We start from the raw sequence: 19,530 nt of genomic DNA, 5'->3' as shown, positions 1-19,530 counted from the left end.
CAATCAATATTTGCAAATTAACTATTCTAAGAACCATCCTGATTCTATTTTGGATTGATCCTCTTTCTCCCCAATACCTGTTGCATATCTCCAAATGACTTTGGCATCTACATTCATCATCTCCTTAATTTTCAAAAGTGATTCTGTTTCTGAAACTAAGTTCTGATCTGCATTTCCACAATCTTGACAAAACTTGCATTTGCTATCTAGAGTGATAGGATCTGATTCAATTAATGGATAAGCACTACATGCAAGTGGTCTTTGATTGTAAATCTTACAAGGAAATCCACCATGTGGTGATTTTTCTCCACTTTCTTTATCTAAAAACGGACAAGTATTCCCATTCTCCTCTACTCCCATTAATTGATATGCCAGAATTTTTGTGGGAAATTCATTTGTATTGTTGGAAATTCCGATTCTAGGTAAAATTTGGATTTTTAAATTTTTAGATAGTGCTAATTTTTCTATTCTTTCTTTTTCTTCAGGTAGTATGAGCACTCCTATCTTTCCAAACTTTTTACTGGGATAATACTCTCTTTCAATGCAGCACTGTGAGCAATCCTCTACACAATGAAATTCCACTGTTCTAATTTTGATCTAATAGATAAAATCCCTTGCGAATTTTGATAAATTGTTGATCTAAAGTTGCCAAAAACCCTACCAGTTATATGCTCATTATGATAAATCACATCATGGGAAAACGCCAAGTAAAAAATGAAAGTGCTCTAAAAGAGATTAGACTTCCAGAGGAAGGAGAGCTATTCGGTAGAGTTTTGAAAATGCTTGGAGGGGAAAATGTCATGATAAAATGTACTGATGGAATTACTAGACGTGGAAGAATCAGAGGGAAACTAAAGAGACGTGTTTGGATTCGAGATAATGATATTGTAATTATTGCACCATGGGATTTCAAGGAAGATGAAAGAGGCGATATAGTTTGGAGATTCACTCTTCCTCAAGTTGAGTGGCTAAAGGAAAATAATCACATTCCAAAAGATTTCTAGTCATTTTTTGCCTTTCACTTGATTACTATTTGATGACTTAGTTAATATAGTGAATCTGTTTTGCAAAAGCAAATGGAACAAGGTACCGTAAAATGGTTTAACCGTACTAAGGGCTTTGGTTTTATCGAAAGAGAATCTGGTGAAGATCTATTTGTTCACAAATCAGATGTTGACGGATTCATCAATGAAGGCGATAAAGTCGAGTTCGAAGTGGGCGAAGGTAAAAAAGGACCTGCAGCTCAAAAAGTCAAGAAATCAGCATAGGCATAGTTTTTTAATTTAAGACTTCATCTTTGTTTTCTTAAATCAGTCTATCTTTTTATTATTTTTAATTTAATTTTTAGAAAAGTTTGTGGTCCCAAGCGAAGGAATTGAACCTTCGACAACCCGGTTTCTGTATGCCTGATATGCTGTTTTTCGGTCAGCCATCTAAAGCCAACAACTACAGCCGGAAGCTCTACCAGGCTGAGCTAGCTTGGGACAAGAAAAACGAAGTTCTCTGCTATTAAAAAACTATCGTAGATGATTTTTTCACGATGATCGTGCGATCTCTATATGCATAAATACCCTGCCAAGTTTTTTATGATCTGTGTCTGAACTAGCACTGTCATACTTGGGTTATGTTTGTGCACCATATTTGCACACACATGAATCAGTTGAACTAAAAGAATTATGGATAAATTCTAAAAACATTGAAAAATTATATTTTGTAACTGGAACATTTTCTTCAGAAAGCAAACCCTACTTTTCTGATTCTACTAACCACTATTTGTTAGCTAAATTCAAAGATAGTGAAATTATCTCAAAAGATCTAACTAAACATAATCAAGAAAAGACTTCGTTTGTTTTCAATATCAAAGATGATCTGTTCCAAAGAGAAGTTCAAGGAGATACTAACTTTGTATCTGTATATTATTTGGAGTATGGAGAAGATGCTGAAGACTTGCAAGAAGTAGCAAATCTATTACTTAAACGAGATAAAATTGAGAAAGCAGGTCTAGGTAATATGAACACATATTGCACTACTCCTTCAAAATTTACATTCCCTTATTCCGAAAATATAGTGGTAATTGAGGTGGCAAGTGAGAAGAGTCATCAAAGCGTCAAAAAATACTGTGAGCAGACAAGACGAGATGTGAATCGAAAGGGACTTACAATGACTAATTTGATGAGTCTTTCACTACTTGATCAATTAAAATAGAAATTTTTTATCTATTTTCAAAATTTTTCTCAAATTATTGATCACTGATTTTGAGTAAAGTTAAATATTCGAGCAAAAACTGTTTTTTCATGAGCAAACCATCAGATCTTGGATCATTGAAGATAGGATCATACATTCTACTGCCACACTCTGATCAACCAAGTGGTGAGCCATGCAGAATTGTTGAGTATGATACATCAAAACCTGGAAAGCACGGTGCTGCAAAAGCAAGAATTGTAGGTGAGGGTGTTTTTGATGGACAAAAAAGACCTCTTGTAGGTCCTGTCAGCATGCAAGTTCACATTCCTCTAATTAACAAAAAAGTAGGTCAAATCATCTCAATTAATGGAGACACTGTTCAAGTAATGGATTCTGAAACATTTGAAACAATAGATGTAGTTCTAATTGATGATGAAGTAAAAGGAAAATTAGAAAACGGTCAAAATGTAGAATACTGGGTCGTTATGGACAAAACTAAAATCATGCGCGTTAAGAACTAATGCGGATGCTGATGATGAGCGGAAAAGCCGTCTGAATGTTGATGAGGATTATGAGTAATGAAGCATCCTTTTTCAACAAATCTTACAAGTTTGTTGAATTGAATATTTTTTAGATTATGAAATTAGCATCTCTGTTTTCAGGTGGAAAGGATAGCACATATTCAATTCATGTGGTACAAAAACAGGGACATGAAATTTCTTGTCTTCTCAGTGTGTCTCCAAAGTCTGATGAAAGCCATCTATTACATCATCCAAATTTAAAATGGACCAAACTTCAATCCGAATCTATGAAAATTCCCCAATTAATTTCCGAGTCTAGCTCCGATGATACTGAAAATGAATTAATTCACTTAGAGAAACTATTGCTTAGTGCAAAAGAAGAATTTGGAATAGAAGGCTTAGTTCATGGAGGAATTAAAAGTAAATTTCAAAAAGAAAAATTTGAATCCTTATGTTCAAAATTAAATTTAATAACAATAACGCCCTTGTGGAATTTAGAGCCCATCAAATACATGAATGATTTAGTTGATTCAAATTTTGAATTTATTATGACTACTGTAACATCTGATGGTCTTGATGATTCTTGGCTAGGAAAAGTAATTACAAAAAATGATTTAGAAATTTTAGAAAAACTTTCTAAAAAATACGGATTTAATTTAAATTTTGAAGGTGGAGAAGCTGAGACCTTTGTGATTAACTGTCCGATGTTTTCACATTCGATCAAAATTAATGAATTCAAAAAAACATGGGATGGATATAGAGGAAGGTTTGAAATAGTGGATGCGGGGTTAGATCTTTATGCTTGATGGACTCAAGAATAGTCTTAGTGATGCAATCAAAAAGATTGTAAAATCCTCAGGAATTGACGAGGAGCTAATCAAAGAATTGTCTAAGGATGTTCAGAGAGCACTACTTCAATCAGACGTAAATGTACGACTAGTTTTAGAGATTACCAAGCATCTTGAGGAGAGGGCAATTAATGAAACCCCTCCACCTGGACTATCTAGAAAAGATCACATTGTGAAAATTCTCTACGATGAACTCTCAAAATTACTTGGTAATGAGTCTGATTTTGATTTCAAGCCTGGAAAACAAAATAAAATTATCTTGCTTGGGATTCAGGGAAGTGGTAAAACTACCGTTGCATCAAAACTTGCAAAGTTTCTAACCCGACAAGGATACAAAGTTGGAGTTATAGGTGCTGATACCTACAGGCCTGGAGCTCTTGTTCAGCTAAAGACAATGTGTGAAAAATCGGGAGTTGAAGTTTTTGGTGAGGAAAATAACAAAGATTCTCCAAGTATTGTTAAAAATGGACTAAAATATTTTGCAGACCAACCCCTTGATGTAATTCTAATAGACACTGCAGGTCGTCATAAAGAGGAAAAAGATCTTCTTGAAGAAATGGATCGAATCAACAAAGTCGCTGATCCTGATTTGGCATTATTAGTAATTGATGGAACTATAGGACAGCAATGCTTCAATCAAGCAGAAGCATTTCACAAAACTATTCCCGTTGGTGGAGTAATTATTACAAAACTGGATAGTTCTGCAAAAGGCGGAGGGGCACTAGCTGCATCAGCAGCTACTGGTGCACAAATAATGTACATTGGTACTGGTGAAAGAATTGATGATTTAGAAAAATTTTCTCCAACAAGATTTGTTGGACGTTTACTTGGCATGGGTGATATTCAGGCTGTCTTGGATTTGGCAAAACGTCTTGAAGAAGAAGGCGATGATGTCCGAATGAAGAGAATCTCTAGTGGGAAAATGAATATGGATGATTTCTTTTACCAATTGGAAGAAGTCACCAAGGTGGGCTCACTACAAGGAATTCTGGAAAGCATGCCCGGCTTGTCAGGTATGGTAAAAGATGATCAACTAAATCAAATGGAAGGAAGGGTTTCAAAATGGAGATACATTATTCAAAGTATGACCAAAGCTGAAAAAGCGGATCCTGATTTACTGAATTCGTCTAGAATCAAAAGGATTTCAAGAGGTTCTGGATGGCCAGAAGGTGAAGTCAAAGAACTGATCAAAAATTACAAAAACTCTAAGAACATGATGAAGGCATCCAAAGGTCGTCAAATGCAAGGCACACTTAGAAGAATGGGACTAGGTTAGTCTTTTCAAAACTTTCTAACATGTCTGCACAACAAAAAATAATTCCTATTGCAAATCAAATTCTAAAAAAACATGAACTTTGTGATAATTGTCTTGGAAGATTGTTCTCAAAAAAATTACATCTATCTTCAAATAAATTACTAGGAAAAAAATTACAGATAAAATCCCACTCCAAGCATTCTTGTTATATTTGTAAAAATATCTTTGATGATCTTGAACATTTTTTGAGATTGATGATTGATGCGTCCTCATCATATTCATTTAAGACATTTAGCGTTGGTGCAATGGTAAAACCATCCATTGTTGATAGGGATGATTACATTCGATCTAAATTCAAGTTAAAGGGAATTGATGGAATAAAGACTGACATCACAAAAGAACTAGCCAAATCATATTCAAGAAAAACCAAAAAAACCCTTGACCCAGTGGATTCTGATGTAACATTTACTGTAAATCTTAAAGATGGCATATGCGAACTTCGAGCAAAATCGATAGTGTTTTCTGGAAGATATGTAAAACCCATCAGAGGTCTTCCTCAAAAACAAAAGTCGTGTGATAATTGTCTGGGAAAAGGTTGTAGATCATGCCATTTTCATGGTATTTCAGAATTTCAAAGCATTGAAGGAATAATCTCCAAATTCCTTTTTGAGAAAATTGGAGGAACTACTGCAAAATTTACCTGGATTGGAGGGGAGGATAAATCCAGCCTAGTTATGGGCAAGGGTAGACCATTTTTTGTAAAAGTTCAAAATCCAAATAAACGAAAAATGACATCCACATCATTCAAATCTGAATCAGTAAAAATTGATAATCTCAAAATTATTACTGATTCGCCAAAACGACCACTCAAATTCAAATCAACAATAGAAATGAATATTTTAACAAATTCTGAAATTACCTCAAAGGATCTCTTAAAATTAAAACAATTAACAAAACAACCAATAGTAGTTTATGAAAAATCAGGCAAGCGCTCGGAGAAAACTATCTTTTCAATAAAGTATAAAAAAAATCCAAAGAGTGGTTTTACATTAATTATCAATGCTGAGGGAGGACTTCCTGTTAAGAGATTTGTAACAGGTGACGATGTGACTCCAAGTATTTCTAAAATACTCAATAACCCCTGTAGCTGCCAAGAATTTGATTTTCTTGATATTGATGTAAAATGATAACAATTAACTAGCGCAAATTACAATCAAAAAGCATGCCAATAAGAAAAAAAGGTAAACACCAAAGACATGCTGATCAAAGGGAAAATACTCGTAAAAGAAAGAAAGCAAAGTCTGGAAAACCAAGATCCTGATTAAATCAACCTTTTTACATTCAAAATTATCGAGGGGATACAATGGATCCGTTAGTTCGTTTAAGAGATGCACATTCAAAGGGAATAATTCCTGATGATGTCTATGAACTTGCCGTAAAGCGATTTCCAATTACTGTTGAAGGGATTAATAGAATCGAAAAAGCTTCAGGTATTCGTTATCCTGTAGCATATGTGGAACCATCCCTAATTTTGACTTCACCTAGCTCAAACTCTTATCAATTTGGAATTTTGTTTGCAAGAACAATCCCTGTTATGTTTGAAGAAAAATTTCAAGTAGTGATTCAGATTTCTGCCCCCCTTGTAGCCTATGGTCTAAAGGGTACAATTCATGCCATTTTGGCTCATGAATTTCTTCATTTTCTAGATCTGATGAAAAAAATCTCGAAGATGGAATTACTTTCTGATGAAATTTCTGGAAACCTATTTGAGAATGTTTACAGTGATGAGACAAGATTATTTGAGCCAAGAGTTGTTTTTAAAGATAGAACACTGCTAAACCACATTACAAAAAAATTTCCTTCTGGATTTCGTGATTACAAACTCGAAGATAAGGTAATGAAATTTTGGGCAGATAGAAATCTTCCAAAGGCAAACATCTCTTTGGATGAAAACACTGTAAAATTATCTGCTGAATCCTTATCTAAAATTAAACTTGATCCTGCATTTATTGCAAAAATCAATTTACTAGAAGAAAAAAGTTCTAAAATTCGCAAAAAACGTTTGTACTAAATTTTAAATTTTATTGAATAAATTCTGTTAATCCACATTTTCCACAAGTGTGTCTGTCTTTGTGCTCTGACATGAAAACTCCTTTACCACATCTTGAGCAAATCTTTCTAATACGTGACACTTTGTCTCCATCCACTTTGAAATATTTGTAAACATTAGGACTGGAGCCTTTTTTTCCTGCCATTATTCAGATTTCTCCTCTTTTGCTTCTTCAGCTGGCTTGTCGTCTGCTTTTACTTCTGCAGGTGTTTCTTCTGCTTCAGCTTTTGCCGTCTCTTCAGCTTCTTTTGCAGCAGCATCTGCTTCAGCAAGTTTTGCTTTTGTCTTTTCTAATCTTGAAAATATTGTTGGATTGACATGTTTTTTTGCCAATCCTTCATCTTCATAAACATAAAAAGTTCCAGTTACCATTGGTTTTCCGACATGTGTCTTTAGTCTCATTGGAATTACGACTTTACCGTCAAGTTTGAATTCCTTTGTAATCATGTCCACTGCCTCAAGTTTTTTGAGTTTGCCGCCTAATCCTGCAAAGTTGCAAGTAAGCTCTCTACGTGATAGAAATGCATTTTCTACATCTGTAATTGTCTCAATTATGGACATGTATCCAAAATCTCTGGATATTTCATATAAACCTTGATTGGAATAGAGAAGAAATTTATGAAATTCCTTTAAAATAATACTATGGAACGCTATATGCTTCATCTAGAAAATACACGATATGGACCGGAGCATTCTCGTGAGGTAGTCTACAAGGCAAGAGATCTGGCATCTGACATGAATGTCTCTGTTCGTGTTGCACGAATTGCAAAAAAATTCGTAGAGTTAGATGTCTCAGTTGAAAAAGAGGAACTCGACAAGTTATTGAAAAAATTAGAACCTATTGGATCAGTTGTCGATGTCCGACATGTCTTTGAAGAGGAGATCGAAAAAGAGAAAGGAATTGCTGATGGAATATTTTATTTTAACAATGAACGATTTTGGGAAAGTCATGAAGCATTTGAGGGTGTTTGGAAGAAATGCTATGGTCGAGAAAAAGAACTGGTTCAAGGAATTATTCTAATAGCCGTTGCTTTTGCACATGCCCAAAAAGATGAACTAAGTATTGGAATTGGAATGCTTAGTAGAGCATTAGAAAAATTAGGAACTTCCCCATCTGTATATCATTCCATTGATGTTGATAGAATTAGAAAGAAAGCAGTAGAAATGCAACAATCAAATCAATTAACTACTTTTGAGATTTAATTAATTCAAGAGCTTTTGATACTACTTCTGCTCCTTGCAGCAAACCAATACTTCCTTTCTTTGCCTGCTGTTCTGTCATTCTGGTAGTGCCGTCATTTTTTATGAAATTAGCTGAAACCAGTACTGGAACAGGATCATCGCTGTGCCCTTTGTTGATACAAGGAGTAGAATGATCAGCTGAAATTACTATTGCAACCTTATCTGAATCAATATTCTCAACTAATGTCTTGAAGAATCTCTGGTCAATCTCCTCTATGTTTTTCATCTTTCCAATAGCGTCACCGTCATGTCCAAATTCATCAGGTCCTTTTAGATGAACATAGATTGAATTTTGTGTCTCCATAGCTTTAGCTGCAACTTTGGCTTTTTCTTCATAATCTGTCAATCCTCCAGCTTCAAATGCTTTCATCTCTAGTACATCTGATATGCCAAGTTCAACTGGCATATCAACAATACATGAAAAATTCATTCCATATTTTTGATTAATTGGTATGACGTTTGGATATCTATTTCCTGCATCCCTTAATAGAATACAACTTAGCAGTTTCTTGTTTTGCTCTTTTCTTTTTACATTAATTTGACTGTTCTTTAAAATCTCAATTGATTTATCTGAAAACTCATTGACAAGATTAGCAGTAATCTTAGAATCTTCTGTATCTTCTAATGGAAGACATCTCTCAATTTTTAGATAATCCCCAACAGCTTTTGCAACTCCCATTCCACCAATGTTGCTATAGGCTGGATCCGTATTTGTAATCCTTGATGATAATTTTTTTCCATTAGTTCTGATTCTAACTGTCACTCTGTGACCAATTGTTGGGGCAACAACTACTGATGTATCTGGATTTGAAAACTTGATGGTCTTTTCAATCTCTTTTGCAACTCCTTGTGCATCCTCTTTTTCAATATGTCTTCCAGCTCTTCTATCGATGATCACTTGTTGGTCATCTAATGTGGAATAATTTCCTCTAAGAGCTAAATCACCATCCTTAAAATCAATACCAATCCCAATTGCTTCGATTACTCCCCTTCCAACATAGTCTGCATGTTTGAATTTGTAACCTAGCATGTTAAAGACTGCAATATCTGATTCAGGAGCTATGCCTTTCCCAACAGAAATTACTTCTCCAATTACTCCATTACTTGCAATTTTGTCCAAAATCGGAGTTTTTGCAGCCTCCAGTGGCGTTTTTCCATTCAAATCTGGGTGTGGCAAGTCCCCTACACCATCTAATAATACGTAAATCATATGAACATCAGAATTATCCATAATCTCCCCTGTTTAACACAGATCTGAAGCTCTGCTTTAAAGCTTGCATGATCTATACGATCAAAAATTAACGACTATTTTATGCAATGTAAAATTTTTAAAAATTGCTCACTGATTAAATTAGGTTTTTCATAAATTTATTATAATTTTTTTTGAAAAATATTTTTTATTTTTTAATTGAGTAGGTCTTAGTAAACGTTTTAACAGACATTTACTTCCAATTACAATTATGGGGGATATGCGCAAGGATTATGTTTCAGAGCGTTTTATGATTGTCTCTAAAAAAGATGACAAAGTAATTGATCCAAAAAAATCTCCCTTTGCCCCTGGAAATGAATCTATGACAAACCCTTCTGTCTTATCACTTGTAGCAAAAGATGGAATGCTTCAACGTCTCCAAGACAATGAAGATGAATATGTTGAAGGATGGTCCATTCGAGTTTTTGAAAGCAAAAATCCTATAGTCTCAATTGATACTGAAAATTCTTACAGTGATAGACCATTTTACAGCGAACCTGCATATGGATATCATTACATTGTTGTTGCATCCCCAAATGAAAAAGATACTTTTGCAACTATTGATTCAGAACAGTGGTCTAATGTTCTAGTTGTTGTTCAGGACAGATTAAGATGGCTTTATACTCAGAAAGGAGTAACTTACGTTTCAATTTATGCAGATCAAGGTGATTTGGCAGGAAGCAAAAATCCACATCCTCATCTTAACATTTTGACATTCTCAACAATTCCTCCAATTATTGAGGAAGAAGCAGAAGCATCACACAAAATTCTAAATGAAAAAGGAGTTTGTCCAATGTGTCAAACCGTAAATGAGGAGATTGGTGGCCCTAGACAAATCCTGCAAACTGAGGGATTCATCGCATATTGCCCATGGTCTCCTTCATATCCTTACGAATTTTGGATATCGCCCAAAAAACACACCACAAGTTTCTCTAAAATTACTCAAAAAGAAATCAATGATTTATCATTAATTCTGCGTGCTACTCTTGGAGGACTATCAAAGACTATCAAAAACGTCTCATACAATCTTGTATTTCATTTATCTCCTGAGAAGAAAAACAGTCGCCAAATTCATTGGCACATTGAAGTTTATCCAATTACCAAATCATGGTCTGGTCTTGAACGTGGTTATGGTATTTTCTTAAATGATGTTTCTCCAGAGCAGGCAGCAGAAAAACTAGGAGCTGCATGCAGGAAAGAATTAGCTAACCTAGTTGGCATTGTTTAATCTTTTGAATGGTTTATTTATCAACTAGGAATTGTTATAACTGTGGCAATAGAAAAATGGCTTGCAATAACTGCAGTTGGACTTTATGCAATGTTTGCTGGCGAGATGATTTCGATTTATAATTTTATGATTAATGTTCCAGAAGATTTTGAATATGCCCAAATGTTCTCAGCTGATCCTAAGTTAATCCAGTTTGTATCAATTGGTGTAGCTCCTGCATCCATTTTAGCTGCAGTTTCATTTATCATGACAAGACAATATGGTTCAAAATCTATAGGTGGCTTTATTGTAATTGGCGGTATAATCATGTTATCTGGACTATCTGTATGTTATATGATGCTTGATCAAATAGAAGAAAAATATCTTACTGATGCAGTAAAAATTGTTCCTCCACTCTTTATGATTTTATCTGCTCCTGTAATTGGAACTGGAATATATCTGATGAAAAATATCAAGAAGCGTCCAAAGAAAGAATTCTTTTAGATGTGATCGTATCTTAACTCATTTCCTACTGTCTTAAAACCTAATTTTTCATAAAATGGCTTTACATCATCTGTACAATCTAAAATGGTCTTGTAACATCCTGATTCTTTTGCAATGTAGAGAAGAAAATTCATAATTTTTGCGCCTATTTTCTGTCCTTGGAAGTTTTTATCCACTACAACATCTTCAATGTGGCCCACTAGCCCGCCCTCGTGGATAAATTTTTGTTCAATTAGTAGAGTTGTTGCACCAATTATTTTCCCATCAAGCTCTGCAACGGCAATGATGTGGTTTGGATTTGAATTAATTTTTTCAAATATATCTTCAGCTTTTTTATTATCAATACTGCTTGTTTGCCTTAGGGAATCTAGAGTTTTTAGAAATCCATTTTGGAGGTCTTGCCTTTGTAATTTTCTAATAATTGGCTCACTCATCTTAATTTTCAGATCTTGCCTAGTTTTTGAATATAGTCTTGATATGTTTTCTTGTATGCTGATTTATTGCCAATATCAATAAATCCATTTTTTGTAATGAAACTGTTTACAAATTTTTTTCTACTCATGACTTTTTTAATCACATCATCCATTCCATATGGCTTGTTTTTTGGGATAAAACTTAGAACTTTGGGATCCATGACATAACAGCCCATATTCACATTAGCTTTTATCTCTGGTTTTTCATTCCAACTGGTAACTTTCCCACTCTTTGATGTCTCAATGACTCCATATGGGAGATTTGTTTTGTACTCATTAAGACTCATTGTAACAAATGCCTTTTTCTTGTTGTGCTGCTTTATCATATTTCTTAGACTAAAATTGAAAATTGAATCTCCATACATGCACACAAAAGTATCATCGATGAACTCTTCTGCTGTCTTTAACTGACCAGCTGTTGCAAGTGGTTTATTTGAAATTGCATATTCAATATCCACCCCAAATCTTTTACCCTCCTCAAAATAGTCTTCTATTGTCTTTCTAAGATAACTGACACACAATACAATTGATTTTACGCCATTTTTCTTTGTCCAATCTACTAGATGTTCTAAGATTGGTTTTTCTCCTAGTGGCAGCATTGGCTTTGGAAGAAATGTCGTATAGGGTTGTAGTCTTGTCCCTAAGCCTCCAGCAAGAATTACGGCTTTCACAAATGCTATTTGAATAATGACTATTTATGTTCAAGGATGTTTTTTGACTATATCAAATAATTTTTAATATTTTTTTTAATACGTCATTTGGTGTTTTCCCAAAAACCAAAATCATAGGCTCCTTCCCAAAATCTCCTTTATGATAAATCACATCCGGAGTTTTTTTTGAATTCTTAATCGCATTTTTAATTCCCCATTGTATGGTGGAGCCTTTGAATTTTACATTCTTGGGCTCATCCAATCTATCATAACTTGACATTACTAGTTTTGATTTTTTAATTCTTGAAATGGTGCTTGCTTGAAATTTAATATTTACAGCTGATTTGATCTCAGAGAATTTTTTATTCATTATTAGTAATGCAGTTGCTACGTGTTTAGAACCTCCGTATTCTAAATTTCCTGCTACTATTGCTTTTTTTCCTGCTTTGACTATTCTTCCAGAAATCCCTAGAATATCTTTAGTGGATTTTGGTTTTTTCTTTGCAAATACAAAATTTGTCTGACACTCTGGAATATTTTTGTAGATATTTTTTATCTCTACAAATTTGTTAATTGACTCTGATAATTCTGAAATATGTTCGTCTTCTAGGAACTCTGTAATTGAAATACCATGTCCAAAATTCTTTGCATTTTTAATTGAGTTGAAAGTAAATTGTTTTGCAAATTTTACTGATTCTTTGATGTTTTTCTTTTTGGCAAGTGAGTAGATCATTGCTGCTGAATAATTGCACCCACTTCCATGATTTAGACTATTGATTTTATTTCCAGAAATTACATATTTGGTATTTTTTTCTAGAACAAAATCTGAAATTTTGTTGTTTTTATTCTCTATTCCTGTAATGACAACATTTTTTGCCCCCATTCTCTGAATCTTTAGTGCAATCTTATTTGGGGGATTTTTTGAACCCATTTTAGAATTTGATAAAACTTCGGCCTCAAATTTATTAGGTGTGATAACTGTTGCAAGTGGAAGAATTAATTTTTTAAAATCTTTAATTGCTGCTTTTTCAATTAATTCTCCACCAGTTGTTGACTTTATTACGGGATCAACTACGATGGGAATTTTTAATTTCTTTAATCTATCATGAATAATTTTTATGATTTTAGAATTATACAGCATTCCAATTTTTACCCCATCAATTTTAAAATCCGAAAAAACTGCATCTAATTGATTTTTTAGTATTTTATCTGAAACTGGTTCAACCATACCAAATGATGATGTGTTTTGTCCCGTAATTGCAGTTATTACGGTTAATCCATGAGCCTTTAGTGTTGAAAATACTCTGACATCACTTTGTATTCCTGCCCCTGAAGATGGATCAGATCCTCCAATTGATAATAAATTCATTGTATTTTCTTGTTATTTGTCCTAATCTATATTTCCTTTAACACACAAATTTCTTTTTAGATTTTTAATAGCTGTTTTATACTTCATTTACCTGCATGGAACAAATGACAAAACTCCCTGTTGTTGATGACACAATTCCTGAAGAGTTGCGGTGTACAACTTGCTTACTGCCAATGCAATATCAAACAAAAAAAGATGGAAAATTTCTTTGGCAATGTTTCAAGTGTGGTAAAAAATTCCTAGTATCTGAAAATAATAATGATGCAGTTGAAGAAAGTTGGAGTCCTCCAAGGTAATTCTATGTCTGATATTGAATCGCTAAAATCTGAGAATCAAAGACTCCGTAGTTACATATTATTAGTTTTGGCAGAACATGAATTAGTACAACGTGTTTCTGAAATTTGAGAAAACTTTGCAAATTCCCCTGAATCTGAGCGTATTATTGGGCCTATTTTGAGTAGAATTGATAAAATAAAATCAGAAAAACAAATTTTAGAAAATGATTTGAAAATAAAATAGATGGTTATGATGATGCTTGATTTACACAATCAAACGAACAAAACTCATCTTTCATACTGTAAAATTCTCTACCACAATGTCTGCATTCCTTACTTGTTCTCATATGAATATAATACCAATTATTACATATAAGATCGATCATTTTTCTTAATATAGTGTTAAGAGGATGTGAGATTCCTTTACTCCTATGTACTTCTCAGATTGTTTAAATCAGGGAAATCACTCATAATACATTATGGCAACTCAAATGACTGCAGCACGACGTGGGGTTGCCACTGAGCAAATGAAGCAAGTTGCAAAAGATGAAGATGTTTCACTTGATTGGCTGATTCCAAAAATTGCACGTGGTTCAATTATTATTCCAAACAATAACGAAAGACCGCAAAAAATTCACAACGTTGGAATTGGTAAAGGGTTAAAGACCAAAGTCAATGTTAACATTGGAACCTCTACTTTGAATGTAAACTTGGATGAAGAAATTGAAAAAGCCAAAGTTGCAATAAAATATCATGCTGATACTATTATGGATTTAAGTGATGGGGGAGATGTAAAAAAAATCAGACAAACTCTCTTGGAAGCTGCACCGATAACTTTTGGAACAGTTCCAATTTATGAGGCATACAACTATGGCGTTGAATTTCATAAAAATCCACTAAATCTTACAGAAGATGATTATCTAAATGCATTTGAAAATAATGCAAAAGACGGCGTTGATTACACCACAATTCATTGCGGTATTACAAAAGATATTGCAAAAAGAATTCTAAAAGTTCAAAGATATGGTGGTGTTGTTAGCAAAGGCGGTACTATTACTGCAGCTTGGATGCTAAAGCATGATAAAGAAAATCCCTATCTTACTCACTATGATTATCTAATTGAAATTGCAAAAAAATATGATGTGACATTTAGCCTCGGTGATGCACTAAGACCAGGCTCAATTTTGGATTCTCATGATGAGCTACAAGTTCAGGAGATGATCAACATCTCTCAATTAACTAAACGTGCTCATGAGCAAGACATTCAAGTTATGGTTGAAGGTCCAGGACATGTTCCATTAAATGAAGTTGCAGCAAATGTTAGACTAGCAAAATCTTTGATTGGTGATGTGCCATATTATGTACTTGGTCCACTAGTTACGGATATTGCATCAGGCCATGATCATATTGCAAGTGCAATTGGTGCTGCAGTTTCTGCAAGTGAAGGAGTTGATTTACTGTGCTATCTTACTCCTTCTGAACATTTGGCATTACCAAATGCCGAAGAAGTAAAAGCTGGATTAATTGCATATAGAATTGCAGCTCATGCTGGAGATCTTGTTAAAATACGTGATAAGGTGATCAAATGGGATATGGAGATGACCGAGGCAAGACGTACTCTTGATTGGGAAAAACAACTTGCATTATCAATTGATCCTGAAGAGGCAGCTAGAATTCATAGCAGAACAGGACAACATCCTGGAAATAATGTTCCGTGTACGATGTGTGGTGGTGCATGTGTCTATATGATGTTGCCACAGCAAAAAAAATATGAAAAAGAAAACAAAAACTTACAACAAGTTGAGTAGTACTTTTTCTAGACTAGGAACTGTCTCAAAATTATCCAACTCTTCTAAATTGATCCACTTGAATTCTGAATTCTCCCAGTTTAATTTTATTGTAGGATTATTTGCTTCAAACAAAAATGGAAATATTTCCCATTCATGATTTTCATACTGTGGTGAATTCACACGCATCTCCTCGGCAGATTTGATTAATGTGATTTTATCTTCAGTGATTCCAACTTCTTCAAAAATTTCTATCTTTGCCCTTGTTAATGGCTCTTCATTTTTCTCAATAATTCCACTAATGCCTGCCCATAGACCTTTCATGGATTTTACCTTTTCACTTCTCTTTAGAAGTAGGAGTTTATCGTTATCTCTGATAAACGACGTGACAATCTTCGTTGAGCGCATATCTGTTATTTTTCAACGACTTTTACCATTTTTGTTAATTTTTTATATGATTCATTAATGTCCGTGTGCTTGGATAGCCTCTCTTGACAATCTTTGATGTAATTAATTACTTCTTCAGTCTTTGATTCTTGTACTGCCGTCAGTAGCCTTCCAATGTCTTTCCAAAGCTCTTCTGCAACTCTGCGAATTTCTGGATTGGCAATGATTGTCTCAATGAGTTCTGGGGACTCAGTCATGATGCTTTCAGCTAATGTTTTTTGAACTCTGAATGTAGTTCCTGACATCTTTTCTGTTAGGAGCATCTTTTCATCTTTTGAAATGATATTTGCAAATACTAAATTCATTAAATGAGTTAATCCTAAAATCACTGCAATCTTTTTGTCATGTTCTACTGCATCAATTGTGACAAAGTTTGCACCTTCAAATAATGATTTGGTAACTGTTAGTTCTTTTTTTGCATCTTTGATTGGAACTGAAATAATATTTTGGCCTTTGATAGTTTTTACACCTGGTCCAAACATTGGATGAATACAAATTGGATTGATCTTGGCAGGCATCTTTGATAATGATGAAACTACTTTTGATTTCTCTGATGATATCTCGATGAGGTATGTCCCTCTTTTCATCTCTTTTGCAATTAGTCTAATAATTTCTGGTGTTCTTCTTGTAGGTGTGCATAATACTACATAGTCTGCTTTGAGAATAGCTCCTACTAGGGAATCTGATTCAATAATGTCTTTTCCCCCTATCTTTGATTCTGAATCATAACCTGTAACTTCAAATCCTTTTGATGCAAAATATTTTGAAAACCATTGTCCCATTTGACCGCCGGCACCAATCACTGTTACTTTTTTCATCTATTCTCACTCATTATGTTACCAAGTATATTCATTCCGTCAATTAGTGTTTTTTCTTCTTGACATGCTGAGATTCTAATGAAATTTTTGTAATCTCCAAAACCCTCTCCCGGTGCAACTGCTAATCCTTTCTCCAAAGTATCATTTGCAAATTTTACCCCATCAAATCCTTCTTGATTGATTCTGGCAAAGAGATACATTGCACCATCTGGGGAAACAAAGTCTAATCCCAAGTCTTTTGCTTTTTGTTCCAATACATTTAGTCTATTCTGTACTGTATTAGTATTGTTGGATGTGTCTGATTCCAATGCTTTCATGGCGATATATTGGATAGGTTCTGATACATTTGTGAGGCACAAAGCCTCCAATTTTGACATTTTTTCAATAATTTTTTCATCTGCTACGGCATATCCTATTCTAAATCCTGTCATGGCATGAGATTTTGAAAATGACTGAGTTACGATACTTTTGTCATAATTGTAACTTAGAATACTCTTCCATTCTTTTTTGGCATATTGTGAATAGATCTCATCACTTAACACAAAGAGACCATTTTCTCTTGCAATATCTATTATATCATCTTGAAGTTTTTCTGGTAAAATTTTTCCTGTTGGATTGTTTGGATAGTTTAGTACTATCATCTTTGTATTTGGATTTATGATATTCTTGATTTGCTCAACTGATGGTTCCCATTTATTCTCAAGTGTTGTATTGATTGTTCTGACTTTAATTCCTGCATGAAGTGCACAATCTTTGTATGCCGGCCATGCAGGCTCAATTACAATCATTTCATCACCCGGATTGAGAATAGTAGTAATTGCTGTAAATATTGAAAATCTAGCTCCGGGGCTAACTATGATATTATCTTGTGTTACTTTGGCATTGAATTTTTTAGTTACATGATTTGCAAGTGCCTCTCTGAAGATTGGCATTCCTTTAGGTTGACCATACTTTACAAATCCTTTTTCGAAGACTTCTTCTAATGCTTTTTTTACAATTTGAGGTGGCATAAAGTCTGGTTCTCCTACTTCCATATGGATTATTTTTTTCCCTTGCTGTTCAAGTGATTTAGCTTTTAAGAAAATTGATAAATGTGATTGCTTGTTACCTGTTTGAACTTTTATTGATTCGTTTAAAAGAAAATTTAAAAATTTAGTTGCAATTGACTCATCAAATTCTAAATCTTTGCAAAGTTTGATTACTTTTTCACGTAAATTATTTTCTCTCTTCTCATCGGTAACTCCCTTGCCGATACTTTTTTTCAACTCTCCAATTTTTTCAGCAATATTCGTTCTTGTTTTTAGCAATTCTATCATTTCTAGAGTGACTTCGTCCATCCTATTGCGGAGTTCATCAATATCTGCCATTTTCTTACAAAACTGGCTTAATTATGCCTGAAATTAGTGCATGATCTGCTATGGTTAATGCTACAAGTGAGTCTACAACTGGTGGTGCTCTAGGCACTACACATGGATCATGTCTTCCTTTCACTTGAAGTATGGCCTCTTTCTTTGTTTTAATATCTACAGTACTTTGTTTTTGTGCAATTGATGATGCGGGTTTGAATGCAATTCTCATAGTAATTGGCATTCCGTTTGAAATTCCTCCAAGAATGCCTCCTGAATTATTTGTCTTTGTAGTTATTTTTCCTTTCTTGATTGTATAAAGATCATTGTTCTCTGAGCCAAATAATTCTGAACCTGCAAACCCTGAACCAAACTCTATTCCTTTGACAGATGGAATTGAAAATATTGCTTTACTCAAATCTGATTCTAGTGAGCTAAATATTGGTTCTCCTAATCCTACTGGCACTTTGGTTGTAGTTGATTCGATAATTCCACCAAGGGAATCTCCTTTTTTTCTGGCATTCAAAATTGCTTCTCTCATCTTCTTTGCAGTTTTATCTTCAGGACATCTTACTTCATTTTTATAAATTGATTTAACCATTTTTTCATTAAATTCTTTTTCCATCTTTATTTTTCCAATTTGTGTAGTATAGGAATTTGTCTCAACCCCTAGTGTAATTTTTAGTAATTTTCTTGCAATTGCACCCCCCATAACATGAGTTGCAGTTAATCTTCCTGAAAATCTTCCGCCTCCCCTATGATCATTATAGTGATTGTACTTTATCATTGCAGTGTAATCTGAATGACCAGGTCTAAGTTTAGTTTTCAAACTATCATAATCTTTTGATTTTTGATCACTATTCCAAATTACCATTGTTATTGGAGCTCCTGTTGTGTATCCTCTAAATACTCCAGAAATAATCTCTACAACATCGCCTTCTTTTCTCTGCGTTGAAATTAAATTCTGACCTGGTTTTCTCAAGTCTAACATTTTTTGAATATCTTTTTCATCAATTTCTAAACCTGCTGGACACCCATCTAAAACAGCACCAATTGATTTTCCGTGACTTTCACCAAAACTTGTTAAAACAAGACGCTGGCCTATTGAACTTCCGGGCAACATTCTAACAAAGTAAAATGATGCTTATAATTCCTCATTCTGTATTTTTTTCAATTTTCAAACTGAAAAATTACCTGTATTGCCTATTCATGAGCAAATATAATTTATAAAAAATATGATATTTT

At 33.9% G+C, this 19,530-nt stretch carries 24 protein-coding genes and 1 tRNA gene; 13 read left to right on the top strand and 12 right to left on the bottom strand.

Annotated elements, in window-relative coordinates; translation table 11 throughout:
* Positions 1-21 precede the first annotated feature (21 nt).
* On the bottom strand, positions 22-582 hold the full coding sequence (locus tag ACX119_RS07185) for a YkgJ family cysteine cluster protein (RefSeq protein WP_459350602.1): 561 nt from the start codon (positions 580-582) through the stop codon (positions 22-24).
* A 110-nt stretch (positions 583-692) separates the two neighbouring features.
* Between ACX119_RS07185 and eif1A the strand changes: the two genes are divergently transcribed.
* Together eif1A and ACX119_RS07175 are read left to right on the top strand one after the other, a co-directional pair.
* Positions 693-1,004: a translation initiation factor eIF-1A gene (gene eif1A, locus ACX119_RS07180; protein ID WP_297591799.1), complete on the top strand. Its 312-nt coding sequence runs from the start codon at positions 693-695 to the stop codon at positions 1,002-1,004.
* A 72-nt stretch (positions 1,005-1,076) separates the two neighbouring features.
* The gene (locus ACX119_RS07175; protein ID WP_297591800.1) at positions 1,077-1,268 is read left to right on the top strand and encodes a cold-shock protein; all 192 of its coding nucleotides are present in this window, start codon (positions 1,077-1,079) and stop codon (positions 1,266-1,268) included.
* An 89-nt stretch (positions 1,269-1,357) separates the two neighbouring features.
* On the opposite strand, the gene ACX119_RS07170 is transcribed toward ACX119_RS07175, so the two are convergent.
* Positions 1,358-1,484: transfer RNA gene (locus tag ACX119_RS07170), tRNA-Tyr, on the bottom strand.
* Positions 1,485-1,593: 109 nt separating this feature from the next.
* Here ACX119_RS07170 and ACX119_RS07165 point away from each other — a divergent pair.
* The 6 genes from ACX119_RS07165 to ACX119_RS07140 all read left to right on the top strand — a co-directional run bounded on the left by ACX119_RS07165 (position 1,594) and on the right by ACX119_RS07140 (position 6,879).
* Positions 1,594-2,205, top strand: coding sequence for a hypothetical protein (locus tag ACX119_RS07165; protein ID WP_459350601.1), 612 nt, complete (start codon positions 1,594-1,596; stop codon positions 2,203-2,205).
* An 89-nt stretch (positions 2,206-2,294) separates the two neighbouring features.
* Positions 2,295-2,705 carry a translation initiation factor IF-5A gene (locus ACX119_RS07160; RefSeq protein WP_459350600.1) on the top strand — a complete coding sequence of 137 codons (411 nt, stop codon included), beginning with the start codon at positions 2,295-2,297 and terminating at the stop codon, positions 2,703-2,705.
* A 116-nt stretch (positions 2,706-2,821) separates the two neighbouring features.
* The gene (locus ACX119_RS07155; protein WP_459350599.1) at positions 2,822-3,511 is read left to right on the top strand and encodes a diphthine--ammonia ligase; all 690 of its coding nucleotides are present in this window, start codon (positions 2,822-2,824) and stop codon (positions 3,509-3,511) included.
* Positions 3,504-4,829, top strand: coding sequence for a signal recognition particle receptor subunit alpha (locus ACX119_RS07150; RefSeq protein WP_459350598.1), 1,326 nt, complete (start codon positions 3,504-3,506; stop codon positions 4,827-4,829). The genes ACX119_RS07155 and ACX119_RS07150 overlap by 8 nt, the downstream gene beginning before the upstream one ends.
* A gap of 20 nt (positions 4,830-4,849) precedes the next feature.
* Complete coding sequence (locus ACX119_RS07145) at positions 4,850-5,995, top strand: tRNA pseudouridine(54/55) synthase Pus10 (protein ID WP_459350597.1); 1,146 nt, start codon at positions 4,850-4,852, stop codon at positions 5,993-5,995.
* Between the two features lie 176 nt (positions 5,996-6,171).
* Positions 6,172-6,879: a hypothetical protein gene (locus ACX119_RS07140; RefSeq protein WP_459350596.1), complete on the top strand. Its 708-nt coding sequence runs from the start codon at positions 6,172-6,174 to the stop codon at positions 6,877-6,879.
* Between the two features lie 10 nt (positions 6,880-6,889).
* Here the strand turns inward: ACX119_RS07140 and ACX119_RS07135 are convergent, their stop codons facing one another.
* A complete protein-coding gene (locus ACX119_RS07135; protein ID WP_297591807.1) occupies positions 6,890-7,063 on the bottom strand; it encodes a 30S ribosomal protein S27ae in 174 nt (57 codons plus the stop codon).
* Positions 7,063-7,479: an eS24 family ribosomal protein gene (locus tag ACX119_RS07130; protein ID WP_459350595.1), complete on the bottom strand. Its 417-nt coding sequence runs from the start codon at positions 7,477-7,479 to the stop codon at positions 7,063-7,065. Before ACX119_RS07130 ends, ACX119_RS07135 begins: the two co-directional genes overlap by 1 nt.
* Positions 7,480-7,560: 81 nt before the next feature.
* On the opposite strand from ACX119_RS07130, the gene ACX119_RS07125 reads away from it, so the two are divergent.
* The gene (locus tag ACX119_RS07125) at positions 7,561-8,121 is read left to right on the top strand and encodes a DUF309 domain-containing protein (protein ID WP_459350594.1); all 561 of its coding nucleotides are present in this window, start codon (positions 7,561-7,563) and stop codon (positions 8,119-8,121) included.
* Here the strand turns inward: ACX119_RS07125 and ACX119_RS07120 are convergent.
* A complete protein-coding gene (locus ACX119_RS07120; RefSeq protein WP_459350593.1) occupies positions 8,105-9,391 on the bottom strand; it encodes an alkaline phosphatase family protein in 1,287 nt (428 codons plus the stop codon). The two genes, ACX119_RS07125 and ACX119_RS07120, sit on opposite strands and share 17 nt — an antisense overlap.
* A gap of 229 nt (positions 9,392-9,620) precedes the next feature.
* On the opposite strand from ACX119_RS07120, the gene ACX119_RS07115 reads away from it, so the two are divergent.
* Positions 9,621-10,637 (top strand): galactose-1-phosphate uridylyltransferase, encoded by a 1,017-nt coding sequence (locus tag ACX119_RS07115; protein WP_459350592.1) that lies wholly within the window; start codon positions 9,621-9,623, stop codon positions 10,635-10,637.
* A 42-nt stretch (positions 10,638-10,679) separates the two neighbouring features.
* A complete protein-coding gene (locus tag ACX119_RS07110) occupies positions 10,680-11,120 on the top strand; it encodes a hypothetical protein (protein ID WP_459350591.1) in 441 nt (146 codons plus the stop codon).
* On the opposite strand, the gene ACX119_RS07105 is transcribed toward ACX119_RS07110, so the two are convergent.
* From ACX119_RS07105 to thiD, 3 genes are read right to left on the bottom strand one after another with little or no spacing between them, the layout of a single operon-like run.
* Positions 11,117-11,554, bottom strand: a complete 438-nt coding sequence (locus tag ACX119_RS07105) for a GNAT family N-acetyltransferase (RefSeq protein WP_459350590.1) — start codon at positions 11,552-11,554, stop codon at positions 11,117-11,119. The two genes, ACX119_RS07110 and ACX119_RS07105, sit on opposite strands and share 4 nt — an antisense overlap.
* 8 nt (positions 11,555-11,562) lie before the next feature.
* Complete coding sequence (locus ACX119_RS07100; RefSeq protein ID WP_459350589.1) at positions 11,563-12,264, bottom strand: nucleotidyltransferase family protein; 702 nt, start codon at positions 12,262-12,264, stop codon at positions 11,563-11,565.
* Positions 12,265-12,316: 52 nt separating this feature from the next.
* Positions 12,317-13,612 carry a bifunctional hydroxymethylpyrimidine kinase/phosphomethylpyrimidine kinase gene (thiD, locus tag ACX119_RS07095; RefSeq protein ID WP_459350588.1) on the bottom strand — a complete coding sequence of 432 codons (1,296 nt, stop codon included), beginning with the start codon at positions 13,610-13,612 and terminating at the stop codon, positions 12,317-12,319.
* 104 nt (positions 13,613-13,716) lie between these two features.
* Between thiD and ACX119_RS07090 the strand changes: the two genes are divergently transcribed.
* The gene (locus ACX119_RS07090) at positions 13,717-13,908 is read left to right on the top strand and encodes a hypothetical protein (RefSeq protein WP_459350587.1); all 192 of its coding nucleotides are present in this window, start codon (positions 13,717-13,719) and stop codon (positions 13,906-13,908) included.
* A gap of 458 nt (positions 13,909-14,366) precedes the next feature.
* The gene (gene thiC / locus ACX119_RS07085; protein ID WP_459350586.1) at positions 14,367-15,695 is read left to right on the top strand and encodes a phosphomethylpyrimidine synthase ThiC; all 1,329 of its coding nucleotides are present in this window, start codon (positions 14,367-14,369) and stop codon (positions 15,693-15,695) included.
* Here the strand turns inward: thiC and ACX119_RS07080 are convergent.
* Genes ACX119_RS07080 through aroC form a run of 4 tightly spaced genes read right to left on the bottom strand, consistent with a single transcriptional unit; the run spans position 15,678 to position 19,408 of the window.
* Positions 15,678-16,082, bottom strand: a complete 405-nt coding sequence (locus tag ACX119_RS07080; protein ID WP_459350585.1) for an NUDIX domain-containing protein — start codon at positions 16,080-16,082, stop codon at positions 15,678-15,680. The genes thiC and ACX119_RS07080 overlap by 18 nt on opposite strands.
* Before the next feature lie 5 nt (positions 16,083-16,087).
* Positions 16,088-16,939, bottom strand: a complete 852-nt coding sequence (locus tag ACX119_RS07075) for a prephenate dehydrogenase/arogenate dehydrogenase family protein (protein WP_459350584.1) — start codon at positions 16,937-16,939, stop codon at positions 16,088-16,090.
* Positions 16,936-18,306, bottom strand: coding sequence for an aminotransferase class I/II-fold pyridoxal phosphate-dependent enzyme (locus ACX119_RS07070; RefSeq protein WP_459350583.1), 1,371 nt, complete (start codon positions 18,304-18,306; stop codon positions 16,936-16,938). Before ACX119_RS07070 ends, ACX119_RS07075 begins: the two co-directional genes overlap by 4 nt.
* A 4-nt stretch (positions 18,307-18,310) precedes the next feature.
* Positions 18,311-19,408 carry a chorismate synthase gene (aroC, locus tag ACX119_RS07065; RefSeq protein ID WP_459350582.1) on the bottom strand — a complete coding sequence of 366 codons (1,098 nt, stop codon included), beginning with the start codon at positions 19,406-19,408 and terminating at the stop codon, positions 18,311-18,313.
* Between the last annotated feature and the right edge of the window lie 122 nt (positions 19,409-19,530).

It is taken from the genome of Nitrosopumilus sp. S4 (assembly GCF_054515835.1).
The sequence above is the reverse complement of the archived record's forward strand: the minus strand, read 5'-3'. Positions and strand labels throughout refer to the sequence as shown.